Genomic DNA, 15,174 nt, shown 5'->3' on the forward strand with positions numbered 1-15,174 from the left:
CACGCGCTCCTGCCCAGGCTGCCGACCCGGCCTGGCGCTTGCCCAACTGCCGGCCGGGGGGTATTCGCGGCGATGGCCCATCCCCCTGCTAGCATGCCCGATTCACTCACGGTTCACTGATGCTTGCCTTTATTCTGCGACGCCTGATTCAGGCCGTCATCGTGATGATCGCGGTGGCCTTCATCTCCTTCATGCTGTTCCAGTACGTCGGAGATCCCGTCACCTTCCTGCTCGGCCAGGATGCCACGCCCGAGCAGATCCGTGAGCTGCGCGCGGCGCTCGGCCTGGACAAGCCTTTCATCGTGCAGTTCTGGCACTTTCTGGTGAACGCCGCGCAGGGCGAGTTCGGCCTTAGCCTGCGCCAGGGCGCGAAGGTGTCGCGGCTGATCGCCGAGCGCTTTCCCGCCACGCTGGAGTTGGCCCTCGTGGCCGCCGTGCTCGCGCTGCTGATCGGCGTGCCGATGGGCGTGTATGCCGCCCTGCGGCGCGGCAGCTTCGCGAGCCAGCTGTTCATGACGCTGTCCCTGCTCGGCGTGTCGCTGCCCACCTTCCTGATCGGGATCCTGCTGATCCTCGTGTTCGCCGTGCACCTGGGCTGGTTCCCGAGCTTCGGGCGGGGCCCCGTCACGCAATTGGGCTGGTGGAGCACCGGGCTGCTGACCCCCAAGGGCTGGCACCACATCACGCTGCCGGCGATCACGCTGGCGATCTTCCAGCTCACGCTGATCATGCGGCTCGTGCGCGCCGAGATGCTGGAGGTGCTGCGCACCGACTACATCAAGTTCGCCCGCGCGCGCGGCCTGTCCGACCGGGCGATCCACTTCGGCCATGCCCTCAAGAACACGCTGGTTCCGGTGATGACCATCACCGGCCTGCAGCTGGGCGGCCTCATCGCCTTCGCCATCATCACCGAGACGGTGTTCCAGTGGCCGGGCATGGGCCTGCTGTTCATCCAGGCGGTCACCTTCGCGGACATTCCGGTGATGGCGGCCTACCTGTGCCTGATCGCGCTGATCTTCGTGGTGATCAACCTCGTGGTCGATCTGCTGTATTTCGCCGTCGATCCGCGCCTGCGCGTGGGCAAGGCCGGAGGGCACTGAGACATGGCGCAGGCGCTTCGCTTCAAGGCCGGGGGCCGGGCCTTCGCGCACATCGCGCAGTACCACCCCGAACTCACCGCATTCCGGCGGGACCTGCACGCCCACCCCGAACTCGGCTTCGAGGAGGTATACACCGGGGCCCGCGTGAAAGAGGCCCTCAAGGTCTGCGGCGTGGACGAGATCCACGACGGCATCGGGCGCACGGGCATCGTCGCCGTCATCCGGGGGCAGGGCCGCGGCAGCCGCAGCATGATCGGCCTGCGTGCCGATATGGACGCGCTGCCGATGACCGAGCAGAACGATTTCGCATGGAAGTCCTGCAAGTCCGGCCTCATGCACGGGTGCGGGCACGACGGGCACACCGCCATGCTGATCGGCGCGGCGCGCTACCTGGCCGCCACGCGCCAGTTCGACGGCACCGCCGTGCTGATCTTCCAGCCCGGCGAAGAAGGCTTTGCCGGCGCGCGGGTGATGGTGGAGGACGGCCTGTTCGAACGCTTTCCCGTGCAGTCGGTGTACGCCATGCACAACTGGCCCGCCATGAAACCCGGCACCATCGGCCTGAACTCGGGCGCCATGATGGCCGCGGCCGACCGCGTGACGATCGAGATCACCGGCCGGGGCGGCCACGGCGCCCATGCCTACCAGACGGTGGACGTGGTGCTGGTGGCGGCGCACATCATCACCGCGGTGCAGGGCATCGTCTCGCGCAACGTGCGCCCCATCGACAGCGCCGTGATCAGCCTGTGCGCGATCCAGGCGGGCGACCTGGGCGCCTTCAGCGTGCTGCCCGGCACGGCCACGCTGGTGGGCACGGTGCGCAGTTTCGATCCGGTGGTGCAGGACATGGTGGAGCGGCGCATCCAGGAGCTGTGCAGCGCCATTGCGCTCGGCTTCGGCGCCACCGCCACGGTGCGCTACGAACGCATCTATCCGGCCACCATCAACACCGAAAGCCATGCGCAGTTCGCGGGCGACGTGGCCGAATCGCTGGTGGGCGGCGAGAACGTGGTGCGCGACATGGACCCCAGCATGGGCGCGGAAGACTTCTCCTTCATGCTGCAGAACAAGCCCGGCGCCTACCTGCGCATCGGCCAGGGCACGGGCCCGGGCAACAGCGCGCTGCACAACAACCGCTACGACTTCAACGACGACATCCTGCCGCTGGGCGCCGCGCTGCATGCCAGCCTGGTCGAGCAGGCCATGCCGCTGGCGAGCGCCTGACGCCCGCATCGGCCCGTGTGCGCACATCCCCCTTTTCTTCCTCAGGAGTCCCCATGAAATTCCAGACAAAAACGGCGTTGGCCCTGGCGATGGTCGCCATGGTGTCCGTCGCAGGGGCGCAGACCATCCGCGTGGCGAACCAGGGCGATGCCCTGTCGATGGACCCGCACTCGCTCAACGAATCGCTGCAGCTGAGCGTGACCGGCAACGTCTACGAGCCGCTCGTGGGCCGCAACAAGGACCTGAGCCTGGCGCCCGCGCTGGCCACCAGCTGGAAGATGACCTCGCCCACGGTCTGGCGCTTCGAACTGCGGCGCGGCGTGCAGTTCCACGACGGCACACCCTTCACTGCGGACGACGTGCTGTTTTCGCTGGGCCGCACGCAGGTCGAGGGCTCGGACATGAAGAGCTACACGAACGACTTCAAGGAAGTGCGCAAGATCGACGACTACACGGTCGAGATCGAGACCCGCTCGCCCTATCCCATCCTGCCGGACGTGCTCACGCTCGTGTACATGATGAGCAAGAAGTGGTGCGAGACCAACCAGGCCACGACGCCGGTGGACCGCCGCAAGGGCATCGAGAACGCCGCGTCGTTCCGTGCCAACGGCACCGGGCCGTTCCGCGTGCGCGAGCGCCAGCCCAACGTGCGCACGGTGTTCACGCGCAATGGCAGCTACTGGGGCGCCATCGAGAGCAATGCCAGCGAGATCATCTACACGCCGATCGGCAACGACGCCACCCGCGTGGCGGCCCTGCTGTCGGGCGAGGTGGACGTGATGGAGCCCGTGCCGGTGCAGGACATCGAGCGCGTGAACACCAGCCCCAACACCCGCGCCGTGACGGGCCCCGAGCTGCGCACCATCTTCCTGGGCATGGACCAAAAGCGCGATGAGTTGCTGTATTCCAGCGTGAAGGGCAAGAACCCCTTCAAGGACAAGCGGGTGCGGCAAGCGTTCTACCAGGCCATCGACATCGAGGGCATCCGCAAGACCGTCATGCGCGGCGCGGCCAACCCGTCCGCCCAGCTGGTCGGCCCCGGCATCAACGGCTTCCAGGCCGACATGAAGCGGCTGCCCTACGACGTGGATGCGGCCAAGAAGCTCATGGCCGAGGCGGGCTACGCCAACGGCTTCGAGCTGACGATGAACTGCCCCAACGACCGCTACGTGAACGACGGCCGCGTGTGCCAGGCGGTGGCGGCCAATCTTGCGCGCATCAACGTCAAGATCAATCTGCAGGCCGAGACCAAGGGCACCTATTTCCCGAAGGTGCTGCGCCGCGACACGAGCTTCTACATGCTCGGCTGGTCGCCCGCCACCTACGACGCGCACAACGCGCTGAACGCCCTCATGACGTGCGTGGACGACAAGGGCGCCGGCCAGTTCAACCTGGGCGCGTACTGCAACCCCAAGGTCGACGAGCTCACCCGGCGGATCCAGGCGGAAACCGACAAGACCCAGCGCAACGCCATGATCCGCGAGGCGTTCGCGATCCACGCCGCCGACATCGGCCATGTGCCGCTGCACCAGCAGGCGCTGGCCTGGGGCGTGAGCAAGAAGGTCAAGCTGGTGCAGATGGCCGACAACTTCATGCCCTTCAAATGGATGAGCATCGTCAAATGAGTGCCGCAGCGGCGTAGCCAACCAAGCAGGGCGCGCCGGCAAGGTGCCCGACCGAGGCGGTGGCCAGCCGGCGCCGCCGCAGTGAGTTTCCTGGGGTTTCCAAACACGATGAAAAAAACGCTCTTCCGATGGTTCGACAGCGATGTCGGCCACAGCTTTCGCACCTCGCCCGTGGCCATCGGCGCGGCGGTGATCGCGCTCATCTGCGTGTTCTGCTCGTTCTTCGCGGGCTGGGTCGCGCCGCACAACCCGTTCGATCTGACCACGCTCGAACTGGGCGATGCGCGGCTGCCGCCGGCCTGGAGCCCTGAAGGATCCACCAAGTACCTGCTGGGCACCGACGACCAGGGCCGCGACATCCTGTCCGCGGTGATCTACGGCGCGCGCATCTCGCTCATCGTGGGCTTCGCCTCGGTGGTGCTGTCGGTGGTGGTCGGCGTGGCGCTCGGGCTGCTGGCGGGCTTTCGCGGCGGCTGGGTGGATGCGGTGCTCATGCGCCTGTGCGACGTGATGCTGTCGTTCCCGGCCATCCTGGTGGCGCTGCTGATCGCCGGCGTGGGCCGCGCGGTGTTTCCCAATGCGCACGAGTCGCTGGCGTTCGGGGTGCTGATCATCTCGATCTCGCTCACCGGCTGGGTGCAATATGCGCGCACCGTGCGCGGCTCCACGCTGGTGGAGCGCAACAAGGAATACGTCCAGGCCGCGCGCGTGACGGGTGTCAACTCGCTGCGCATCATGCGCAAGCACGTGCTGCCCAACGTGATGGGCCCGGTCATGGTGCTGGCCACCATCCAGGTGGCCACGGCCATCATCACCGAGGCGACCCTGTCGTTCCTGGGCGTGGGCGCGCCGCCCACCTCGCCCTCGCTGGGCACGCTGATCCGCATCGGCAACGACTACCTGTTCTCGGGCGAGTGGTGGATCACGGTGTTCCCGGGCGCGATGCTGGTGTTGATCGCGCTGTCGGTGAACCTGCTGGGCGACTGGCTGCGCGATGCGCTCAACCCCCGCCTTAGATAAAAAAACATGGGCGTCCACGCTCGAAAAAGTACACCCATGAGCCTTCTCGAAGTCAAGAACCTCGTCGTCGAATTCCCCAGCCGCCGCGGCACCCTGCGCGCGCTGGACGACATCTCCTTTTCCATCGCGCCCGGTGAAATCCTGGGGGTGGTGGGCGAGTCGGGCGCCGGCAAGTCGCTCACGGGCGCGGCCATCATCGGCCTGCTGGAACCGCCGGGGCGGGTCGCCGGTGGGCAGATCGTGCTGGAGGGCCAGCGCATCGACAACCTGTCGACCCGCGAGATGCGGCACATCCGCGGCCGGCGCATCGGCGCGATCTTCCAGGACCCGCTGACCTCGTTGAACCCGCTGTACACGGTGGGCCAGCAACTCATCGAAACCATCCAGGCCCACCTGCCGGTGAACGCCGCCGAGGCCCGCCGCCGCGCCATCGACCTGCTCAAGGACACGGGCATTCCGGCCGCCGAGCAGCGCGTGGACCATTACCCCCACCAGTTCTCGGGCGGCATGCGCCAGCGCGTGGTGATCGCCCTGGCGCTGGCGGCCGAGCCGCAGCTCATCGTGGCGGACGAGCCCACCACGGCGCTGGACGTGTCGATCCAGGCCCAGATCATCCAGCTGCTGAAGAACATCTGCAAATCGCGCGGCGCGGCCGTGATGCTCATCACCCACGACATGGGCGTGATCGCCGAGACCTGCGACCGCGTGGCGGTGCTGTACGCCGGCCGCGTGGCCGAGATCGGCCCCGTGCACGAGGTCATCAACCACCCGGCGCACCCCTACACGGCCGGCCTGATGGCGTCCATTCCCGACATGGAGCAGGAGCGCGAGCGCCTGAACCAGATCGACGGCGCCATGCCGCGCCTGAACGCCATTCCCCAGGGCTGCGCCTTCAATCCGCGCTGCCCCCACACCTTCGACCGCTGCAAGGTGGAGCGCCCCGAACTGCTGCAGGCCGGCGCCACGAAAGCCGCCTGCTGGCTGCACGACCTGCCCAAGAAAGCCGCCGCATGAGCGCCCACACTCCCATCCCTTCCGCCAGCGCCAATGCCGCCACCGGCAAGCCCCTGGTGCAGGCGCACGACCTGGCCAAGACCTTCGACGTGTCCGCCCCCTGGCTCAACCGCGTGCTGGAGCGCAAGCCCCGCACGCTGCTGCACGCCGTCGACGGCGTGAGCTTCGAGATCGAGCGCGGCAAGACGCTGGCGCTCGTGGGCGAATCCGGCTGCGGCAAGAGCACGGTGGCGCGGCTGCTGGTGGGCCTGTACGAGCCCACGCGCGGCGGCCTCACCTTCGACGGGCAGGATGCGCACGCGGCCTTCAAGGGCAAGGACGCGCAGGCCATGCGCCGCCGCATCCAGATGATCTTCCAGGACCCCTATGCCAGCCTCAACCCGCGCTGGCTGGTCGAGGACATCATCGGCGAGCCGCTGCGCGAGCACGGCCTCATCACCGACAAGGCCGAGCTGAAGGCCCGCGTGGGCGAGCTGCTGCAGTCGGTGGGCCTGTCGCCGCTGGACATGGTGAAGTACCCGCACCAGTTCTCGGGCGGCCAGCGCCAGCGCATCTCGATCGCGCGGGCGCTCGCCACCGAGCCGGAATTCCTCGTGTGCGACGAGCCCACGTCGGCGCTCGACGTGTCGGTGCAGGCGCAGGTGCTCAACATCATGAAGGACCTGCAGCGCGAGCGGCACCTGACCTACCTGTTCATCTCGCACAACCTCGCGGTGGTGCGCCATGTGAGCGACCAGGTGGGCGTGATGTACCTGGGGCGCCTGGTGGAGCTGGCCGACAAGCGCGAGCTGTTCGCCACGCCGCGCCACCCCTACACGCGCATGCTGCTGGACGCCATCCCCAAGATGCACGACACCGGCCGCTCGCGCACGCCGGTGCAGGGGGAGGTGCCGAATCCGCTGAACCCGCCGCCCGGTTGCGCGTTCAACCCGCGTTGCCCGCACGCCGACGACCGGTGCCGCACCGAGCGCCCGCAGTTGCTGAACCAGGGCGGCGCCCGCGTGGCCTGCCACGGCATCGAGGAAGGGCGCATTCCGCTGGTGGCGGTGCCCGTTCCCGCCGCGGTTTGATCGAAATCGGGCCGATGCCCTAGTGGATCATGTTCCTTTTGCTATATTTTTTATAGCAAAAGGGGTGGTTCGGGTGGATTCGGGTGAGCGGCGGTGGGCGCCACCGCCCATCCCCCTTCAGTTGAATTTGCCGTTCACACCGCCCACGCTGTAGCGTCCGGCGCCCAGCAGCGCCACGCTCAACGCGCCGAACAGGTACAGGCCCTGCAGTTCCAGCGCCCAGCCGCCCTGCTTGTTGAGCGCGAACAGGTCGGCCATGTGCACGAGGCCGAACGCCACCAGCATGTTGACCACCACGATGGCGGCGCCGGCACGGGTGGCCAAGCCGACGATCATCAGCACCGGCGCCAGGATCTCCCCGACGAACACCAGGTAGCCCAGCGACCCGGGCAGGCCGGCTTTCTCCAGCAGGCCGCTGACAAAGCCCACCCCGTTCTGCAGCTTGAAGATGCCGTGCAACAGCACGAGCACGCCGACGGCGACACGCAAGATGAGTTTGCCGGCATCGTCGGATGCGGCGGCGGAAGCGGGGTGGCGGGATGTGTTGTTCATGGGGTTCTCCTCTCTAGGTCAAAAAACCGCAGTATGCGGGGACGCGCCGGGGCTGTCAGTGCGTTTTCGCACAACTTTGCGCCCGGGAGATGGCCGTGCATGCGGCCGCCCGATGGGGGAGGGCGCCGGCATGCTGGTCTGGCGCATGCGCTGGTCAACGGCTTCGGCTTCGGCGGCGTCAACGCCTCGCTGGTATTCCGCCGATTGATGTCCTGAAATGCTATAAAAATAATAGCTATATGCCCTAGTGGATATTGCGCTGGAGGCCTGAAAGCCTCTGCCTCTTGGCGGGCGTCCCGGATCAGGTGTACCGCTTGGCCCGCAGGTTGTCCTTCATCTGCTGCAGGCGAGGCTGCAGCGGCTCGCCGATGCGCAGGGCCACGCAGGTGGCGAGCACGTCGATCACCAGCAGGTGCAGCAGGCGCGACACCATCGGGCTGTAGCGGTCGTAGCCCTCGGGGTGGTCGGCCGCCAGGTGGATGTGGCAGGCCAGGGCCAGGGGCGACCCGCTCGCGGTGATGGCGATGGTGGTGGCGCCGTTCTTGCGCGCGATGTCGGCTGCGTCCATCAGGTCGCGCGTGCGGCCGGAGTTGGAGACGATCACCGCGCAGTCGCCCGGGCCGAGCAGGGTGGCGCTCATGACCTGCATGTGGCCGTCGCTCGTGCTGATGCTGGTGATGCCCAGCCGAAAGAACTTGTGCTGCGCGTCCTGCGCGACGATGCCCGAATTGCCGGCGCCGTAGAACTCGATGCGCCGGCCGGTCTGCCAGGTGTCCGCGATGGCCTTGGCGGCGCGCTCGATGGCACCGGTGCTGGCGGCGTTGCGGTATTGCAGGAAAGCGGCGGCGGCGTTGTCCACCACCTTCACCAGCACGTCGCCGGTCTTGTCGTCGGCGTCCACGCTGCGGTGGATGAAGGGCACCCCTTCGCTCACGCTGCCCGCCAGCTTGAGCTTGAAGTCGGCCAGGCCGTCGTAGCCCATGCTGCGGCAAAACCGTACCACGGTGGGCTTGCTCACGCTGGCGCGGGCGGCCAGTTCGCGCACCGGCAGCCGGGCGAAGGCCCGCGCGTCGTCCAGCACGAGCTGGGCCACGCGCTGCTCGGCCGGGGCCAGGGATGGCAGGGATGCGGTGATGCGTTCGAGCATGTCAGTGCTCCTGCGCGCAGCCCATCGCCTGCAGCCCATGCGCCCGCTGCGGCCTGACCCGTCGAATGGCCGCGGAGCAGGCCACGCCCGCAGACGCCGTGGAACTGGCTTTGCCAGGCCACGGGCGTCGTCCCCCCTTGGGGGGAAGGCGCCGCAGGCGACTCAGGGGGGGCCTCACGCTTCTTCCATCCAGGTGTGGCCGTCGCGCGCCACCATGGCGCTGGCGGCGCTGGGGCCCCAGCTGCCGGCGGCATAGGGGCGGGGGCCGTCGTCGGAGTCGCGCCAGGCCTGCATGATGGGCTCCACCCAGCGCCAGGCGGCCTCCTGCTCGTCGGCCCGCACGAAGAGGTTCAGGCGCCCGCCGATCACGTCCAGCAGCAGGCGTTCGTAGGCGCCCACGCGCTCGGTGCCGAAGCGCTGCTCGAAGTCGAGGTCCAGGTGCACCGGCGCGAGCGCCTGCGCCTCCGACACGCGGGTGCCGCGCTTTTCCTGGCCCGCTGCGAACAGGTGCAGGGCCACGCCGTCGCGCGGCTGCAGGTGGATCACCAGGCGGTTGGCCGCGCCCATCGGCGAGCGGTAGATGGGGTGGGGCGTGGGCCGGAAGTTGATGGCGATGTGCGCCTCGTGCGAGGCCAGTCGCTTGCCGGTGCGCACGTAGAAGGGCACGCCGGCCCAGCGCCAGTTGGCGATCTCGGTGCGCAGGGCCACGAAGGTCTCGGTGCGGCTGCCGGGCGCCACGCCGTCCTCGTCGGCGTAGCCCTTCACGCGCTCGCCGCTCAGGCTGCCGGCCGTGTACTGGCCGCGCACCACGTCGCGTGCCAGGGTGGCGGGCGTCCAGGGGACCAGCGAGCGCAGCACCTTGAGCTTTTCGTCGCGGATGGCATCGGCATGGGCGTTGATGGGCGGCTCCATGCCGATCGCGCACAGCAGCTGCAGCGCGTGGTTCTGCACCATGTCGCGCAGGGCGCCCGTGCCGTCGTAGAACGCGCCGCGCTTTTCCACGCCCAGCTTTTCGGCCATGGTGATCTCGATGCTGGCGACGGTCTCGCGGCGCCACAGGGGCTCGAAGAGCGCATTGCCGAAGCGCAGCGCCAGCAGGTTCTGCACCGACGGCTTGCCCAGGTAGTGGTCGATGCGGAAGATCTGCCACTCGTTGAACACCGTGCGCACCGCCGCGTTGATGGCGCGGTTGGATTCGAGGTCGTGGCCCAGCGGTTTTTCCAGCACCACGCGCGTGTTCGGGGTGGCCAGCCCGGCGGCGCCGAGCTGCTCGCAGGCGGTGGTGAACAGGCCCGGGGCGGTGGCCAGGTACATCACCACGGTGTCGGCCTGCCGCTCGCCCAGCCGCTCGGCCAGCCGAGCGTAGTCCTCGGGCTTGGACAGGTCCATGCGCTGGTATTGCAGCAAGGCCGCGAACTGCTGGAACTCCTCCGCGCTCGGGCGCTTGTCGTCCACCACGGCGGCGAAGCGGCTGGCGATCAGTTCGCGGTAGGCGGCGTCGGTCAGGTCGTCCCGCGCCACGCCGATGATGCGGCCGCCCGCGGGCAGCGAGCCGTGGCGGAACGCCTGGAAAAGGGCCGGCAGCAGCTTGCGCCATGCCAGATCGCCCGTGCCGCCGAACAGAACCAGATCGAAACTCATCGTTGTCGCGTCCCAGAAAATTGGTAATCAAGCTGCCGGGCATGTTACCGAGTTTCATGATGAGGCGGCGACTGACAGGAACCCGGGTTACCGCGCAATACACTCTGCGGTTGCCGTGCCGACGGGGCCCGCCCGAGCGCCCCCGCACGCCACCTCACGGGAGCATTGCATGAACCAACTCGACGCCCTCAAACAAGTCACCACCGTTGTGGCCGACACGGGCGACTTCCGCCAACTGAGCGCCTACCAGCCGCAGGATGCGACGACCAACCCCTCGCTCATCCTCAAGGCGGTGCAAAAGCCCGACTACGCCCCGCTACTGCAAGAAGCCGTGACCCGCTGGAAGGGCCATCCGGTCGAAGAAATCATGGACCGGCTGATCGTGCGGTTCGGCTGCGAAATCCTCTCCCTCATTCCCGGCCGCGTCTCCACCGAAGTGGATGCGCGCCTGTCGTTCGACACCATGGCCACCGTCACGCGGGGCGAACGCATCATCGAGCTGTACCAGGCCGAGGGTGTGGACACCGCCCGCGTGCTCATCAAGATCGCCGCCACGTGGGAGGGTATCGAAGCCGCCCGCATCCTGGAAGAGCGCGGCATCCACACCAACCTCACGCTGCTGTTCTCGCCCGTGCAGGCCGTGGCCTGCGGCCGCGCCAAGGTGAAGCTGATCTCGCCCTTCGTCGGCCGCATCTACGACTGGTACAAGAAGCAGGCCGGCGCCCAGTGGGACGAGGCGGCCATGGCCGGCCCCAACGACCCCGGCGTGCAGTCGGTGCGCCAGATCTACCAGTACTACAAGCACTTTGGCATCGCCACCGAGGTCATGGGGGCGAGCTTTCGCAACGTGGGGCAGATCACCGCGCTGGCCGGCTGCGACCTGCTGACCATCGCCCCCGACCTGCTCGCGCAACTGGCGGCCAGCGATGCGCCGCTGACCCGCGCGCTCGACCCCGAGGCGGCGCGCGCGCTGGACCTGCCGGCCGTCGAATACGACGAGCCCGCCTTCCGCTACGCGTTCAATGCCGACGCCATGGCGACCGAGAAGCTCGCCGAAGGCATCCGCGCCTTCGCGGCCGATGCGGCCAAGCTCGAACACATGATGCAGGCCGCCTGACCCATGACCATGCCCCAACGCATCCGCTGCGACCACACCACCGCCTGGGCGGCGCTGCAGGCCCGCTACGACGACAGCGGCCGCACCTTCGACGTGCGCCAGGCGTTCGCCACCGACCCGCTGCGCTTCGAGGACTTCAGCCAGGAGGCGCCGCACCTGTTCGCCGACCTGTCCAAGAACCGCATCGACCGGCCGACCGAGGCGCTGCTCATGCAGCTGGCGCGCGAATGCGGTCTGGAGGCCTATCGCGACGCCATGTTCGCCGGCGAGGCGATCAACCACACCGAGCAGCGCGCGGTGATGCACTGGTTGTTGCGAAATCCGGCCGATGCCCTAGAAAACCATGCCCTTGGTGCTACTGATTTCGTAGCAAACAGCCTGCGCGACGTGCACACCACGCTCGATGCGATGCTGGCGCTGGCCGAGCGCGTGCGTGCCGACACCGCCATCACCGACATCGTGAACATCGGCATCGGCGGGTCGGACCTCGGGCCTTCCATGGTGGTGAAGGCGCTGGACGACCTGCGCCAGAGCGACAAGCGCCTGCACTTCGTCTCCAACGTCGACGGGCAGGAACTGGGGGCGCTGCTGCACACGCTGCGGCCCGAGAGCACGCTGTTCCTCATCGCCTCCAAGACGTTCACCACCGCCGAGACCATGTCCAACGCCCATGCGGCGCGCGACTGGTTCCTGTCGCACGGCGGCAGCCCACGGCAGGCCGGGCGCGTGTCGGTGTCGCGCCATTTCGTCGCGCTGACGACCAACGTCGAAGCCGCGGCGGAGTTCGGCATCGACACCACGCTTGGCTTCTGGGACTGGGTGGGCGGGCGCTATTCGCTGTGGTCGGCCATCGGCCTGCCGATCGCCATCGCCATCGGCGCGGCGCATTTCCGCGACCTGCTGGCCGGCGCCCACGCGATGGACGAGCACTTTCGCCACGCGCCGCTGGAGCGCAACCTGCCGGTGCGCCTCGGCCTGCTGGACGTGTGGTACCGCAACTTCCACCGGTTCGCGAGCCGCTGCGTGGCGCCTTACAGCCACGGTCTTCGCCGGCTGCCGGCCTACCTGCAGCAGCTGGAGATGGAGAGCAACGGCAAGGGCGTGGACTGGGAAGGCCGGCCGCTGGCGGTGCAGACCTCGCCCGTGGTGTGGGGAGAACCCGGCACCAACGGCCAGCACGCGTTCTTCCAGATGGTCCACCAGGGCCCCGACGTGATTCCGGTGGAGTTCATCGCGCTGCGCAAGGGCGCGCGCGACCTGCCGCACCACCACTCGCGCCTCGTGGCCAATGCCCTGGCCCAGGCCAAGGCGCTGATGCTGGGCCGGCCGCAGGAGTCCGGGCACCGGCACTTCACCGGCAACCGCCCCAGCACGTTCCTGGTGCTGGACCAGTTGGCACCCGCGTCGCTGGGCGCGCTCATCGCGCTCTACGAGCACCGCGTGTTCGTGAGTGGCGCGGTCTGGGGCATCAACAGCTTCGACCAGTGGGGGGTGGAACTGGGCAAGGTGCTGGCCCGGGAGCTGGAGCCCCGCCTGTCCTCGGGCGACACCGACGGACTGGACGCATCGACCGCCGGCCTGCTGCGCCAGCTGCGGTGACCTGAACATCTGGCGCTCCGGGAGGGCGCGATGGGTGTCGAGGGGCAAACGGGGTTGTAACGGCGGGCCGGCGGGCCTCAACGCCGCCGGACGGTTGCCGATAACGAAGGGAGACCGCGTGTCTCCCTTTGTTATCCCATCACCGGACTGCCCATGATCCGCACTGCTTCCACCCAAACCCGTTTCACCCTCCTGATCTGCGGCTTCTTCCTGCTCCTGCTGCTGGGAACGTTCGCCGTCATCCAACTGTCCGTCACGCCGGACCTGTCCACGCTGGAAGGCAAGGTCGTCTCCGCCAACGTGGAGCAGATCTCGGTGCGCATCAGCGAGCAGCTTCGCCAGGTCGAGGCCCAGTCCCGCAGCATCACCCAGACCGTGGCCTTGCTGGCCAGCGACCAGATCGACGTGCTGCAGCCCGGCCTGGTGGACCAGTACGGTGATCCCAACGTGTTCGGCGGCGGCATCTGGCCCCTGCCCAACAAGCGGGAGCCGGGCCGCGACAAGTTCAGCACCTTCTTCGCGCGGGACGGCAGCAACAAGCTGGTGGTCAACACCCACTGGAATTCCCCCGAGTCGCTCAAATACTGGGAGCAGCCCTGGTATGAGAACGGCAAGACGGCGCCCAAGGGCCAGTGCAAGTGGGCCAAGGCCTACCAGGACGCCGCCAGCCCGCAGCCGCGCACCAACTGCGCCATGCCCATCTACAAGGGCGACGAGCTGTATGGCGTGTCCACCATCGACGTGACGCTGGGCTTTTTCAACCGCCTCGTGGCGGACATGGAAAGCAGGATCCAGGGACAGATCCTGATCGTCGAGGGCGACGGCAAGATCGTCAGCAACAGCACGAAGATCCAGGGCAACGTCGTCTTGAAGAACGTCTCGGACATCGCGGCAAGCTCGCCCATGGCGGCGGAAATTCAGCGGCTGCTGCCCACCCTGCAGGGCGGGGCCTCGGCCCAGGGGGCGTACCAGGATGGGCAGGGCTCGCAGGTGCTGTTCCTTCAGCCCATTCCCGGCAGCCCATGGTTCATCGCCACGGCCATTCCGGCATCGCTCCTGGCGGTCAACAGCCACCGCATCCTGACCAAGCTGGCCGCCATGCAGGTGCCCATGGCCCTGGTGCTGCTGGGCCTGATGGTGATGGGCGTTCGCCTGTTCATGAAGCGCCTGGCCGTCCTGAAGGGCAACATCGACGCGCTCTCGGCCGGCGAGGCCGACCTGACGCGCCGCCTGCCCGAAACCGGCGGGGCGGAGTTCGGCGCGGTCGCGGCGAGCTTCAATGCCTTCATCGCCCGCCTGCAGGGCGTGGTGAGCCAGGTGGTCACGGGCGCATCGTCGATCGCCTCGGCCTCCGGTGAAATCTCCAGCGGCAACCACGACCTTTCCGTGCGCACGGAGGAGCAAGCCGCGTTCCTGCAGGAAACGGCGGGCTCCATGGAGCAGATCACCAGCACCGTCAAGCGCAACGCCGACAGCGCCAACCAGGCCAACCGCCTGGCCACCGATGCATTCCAGGTGGCGTCCCGGGGCGGGCAGGTCATCGGCAACGTGGTCGAGACCATGGATTCGATCAGCACGTCTTCCAAGAAGGTGGTGGACATCATCGGGGTGATCGACGGCATCGCGTTCCAGACCAATATCCTGGCGCTGAACGCCGCGGTCGAGGCGGCCCGCGCGGGCGAGCAGGGCCGCGGGTTCGCGGTGGTGGCCAGCGAGGTGCGCAGCCTGGCCCAGCGTTCGGCCGAAGCGGCCAAGGACATCAAGAACCTGATCGCGGACTCGGTCACCAAGGTGGAGTCCGGCAGCGCCCTGGTGGTGCAGGCCGGCACGACCATGAGCGAGATCATCGCCACCAACACCAGCGTGGCCTCGATCATGGGCGAGATCATGGCCGCCAGCGTGGAGCAGAGCCGGGACATCGAGCGGGTGAACCAGGCCATCGCCCAGCTCGACACCACGACGCAGCAGAACGCGGCGCTGGTGGAGGAAGTGTCCGCCGCGGCGCGCTCCATGCAGGAGCAGACCGACCTGTTGCGGCAGGTGGTGGGGGCCTTCAAGGTGTGAC

Annotated in this window: 12 protein-coding genes; 9 read left to right on the forward strand and 3 right to left on the reverse strand. The window is 68.0% G+C overall.

Features of this window, described 5'->3' with window-relative positions; all coding sequences use genetic code 11:
• The first annotated feature begins 119 nt into the window (after positions 1-119).
• The 6 genes from AVKW3434_RS05535 (at position 120) to AVKW3434_RS05560 (ending at position 7,053) form a co-directional block, all read left to right on the forward strand.
• Entirely contained in the window at positions 120-1,100 is a 981-nt protein-coding gene (locus AVKW3434_RS05535; RefSeq protein ID WP_272567456.1) for an ABC transporter permease, read from the forward strand.
• A 3-nt stretch (positions 1,101-1,103) separates the two neighbouring features.
• Positions 1,104-2,324 carry a M20 aminoacylase family protein gene (locus tag AVKW3434_RS05540; protein WP_284396458.1) on the forward strand — a complete coding sequence of 407 codons (1,221 nt, stop codon included), beginning with the start codon at positions 1,104-1,106 and terminating at the stop codon, positions 2,322-2,324.
• Between the two features lie 53 nt (positions 2,325-2,377).
• Positions 2,378-3,949 carry an ABC transporter substrate-binding protein gene (locus AVKW3434_RS05545; protein ID WP_284396460.1) on the forward strand — a complete coding sequence of 524 codons (1,572 nt, stop codon included), beginning with the start codon at positions 2,378-2,380 and terminating at the stop codon, positions 3,947-3,949.
• A gap of 108 nt (positions 3,950-4,057) precedes the next feature.
• The gene (locus AVKW3434_RS05550) at positions 4,058-4,969 is read left to right on the forward strand and encodes an ABC transporter permease (RefSeq protein ID WP_284405054.1); all 912 of its coding nucleotides are present in this window, start codon (positions 4,058-4,060) and stop codon (positions 4,967-4,969) included.
• Positions 4,970-5,005: 36 nt separating this feature from the next.
• Positions 5,006-5,983: an ABC transporter ATP-binding protein gene (locus tag AVKW3434_RS05555; protein ID WP_284405055.1), complete on the forward strand. Its 978-nt coding sequence runs from the start codon at positions 5,006-5,008 to the stop codon at positions 5,981-5,983.
• A complete protein-coding gene (locus tag AVKW3434_RS05560; protein WP_284405056.1) occupies positions 5,980-7,053 on the forward strand; it encodes an ABC transporter ATP-binding protein in 1,074 nt (357 codons plus the stop codon). The genes AVKW3434_RS05555 and AVKW3434_RS05560 overlap by 4 nt, the downstream gene beginning before the upstream one ends.
• Positions 7,054-7,170: 117 nt before the next feature.
• Here the strand turns inward: AVKW3434_RS05560 and AVKW3434_RS05565 are convergent, their stop codons facing one another.
• The 3 genes from AVKW3434_RS05565 to zwf form a co-directional block, all read right to left on the reverse strand.
• Entirely contained in the window at positions 7,171-7,605 is a 435-nt protein-coding gene (locus AVKW3434_RS05565) for a DoxX family protein (RefSeq protein WP_284405057.1), read from the reverse strand.
• A gap of 301 nt (positions 7,606-7,906) precedes the next feature.
• On the reverse strand, positions 7,907-8,752 hold the full coding sequence (locus AVKW3434_RS05570; RefSeq protein WP_272551228.1) for a MurR/RpiR family transcriptional regulator: 846 nt from the start codon (positions 8,750-8,752) through the stop codon (positions 7,907-7,909).
• A gap of 174 nt (positions 8,753-8,926) precedes the next feature.
• Positions 8,927-10,393 carry a glucose-6-phosphate dehydrogenase gene (gene zwf, locus AVKW3434_RS05575; protein WP_272567467.1) on the reverse strand — a complete coding sequence of 489 codons (1,467 nt, stop codon included), beginning with the start codon at positions 10,391-10,393 and terminating at the stop codon, positions 8,927-8,929.
• A gap of 169 nt (positions 10,394-10,562) precedes the next feature.
• On the opposite strand from zwf, the gene tal reads away from it, so the two are divergent.
• The 3 genes from tal to AVKW3434_RS05590 all read left to right on the forward strand — a co-directional run bounded on the left by tal (position 10,563) and on the right by AVKW3434_RS05590 (position 15,173).
• Positions 10,563-11,510: a transaldolase gene (gene tal / locus AVKW3434_RS05580; protein WP_284405058.1), complete on the forward strand. Its 948-nt coding sequence runs from the start codon at positions 10,563-10,565 to the stop codon at positions 11,508-11,510.
• Between the two features lie 3 nt (positions 11,511-11,513).
• Positions 11,514-13,109 carry a glucose-6-phosphate isomerase gene (gene pgi / locus AVKW3434_RS05585; protein ID WP_284405059.1) on the forward strand — a complete coding sequence of 532 codons (1,596 nt, stop codon included), beginning with the start codon at positions 11,514-11,516 and terminating at the stop codon, positions 13,107-13,109.
• A 153-nt stretch (positions 13,110-13,262) separates the two neighbouring features.
• Complete coding sequence (locus AVKW3434_RS05590; protein ID WP_284405060.1) at positions 13,263-15,173, forward strand: methyl-accepting chemotaxis protein; 1,911 nt, start codon at positions 13,263-13,265, stop codon at positions 15,171-15,173.
• Position 15,174 lies beyond the last annotated feature (1 nt).

The organism is Acidovorax sp. SUPP3434 (assembly GCF_030159015.1).
GTDB lineage: Bacteria > Pseudomonadota > Gammaproteobacteria > Burkholderiales > Burkholderiaceae_C > Paracidovorax.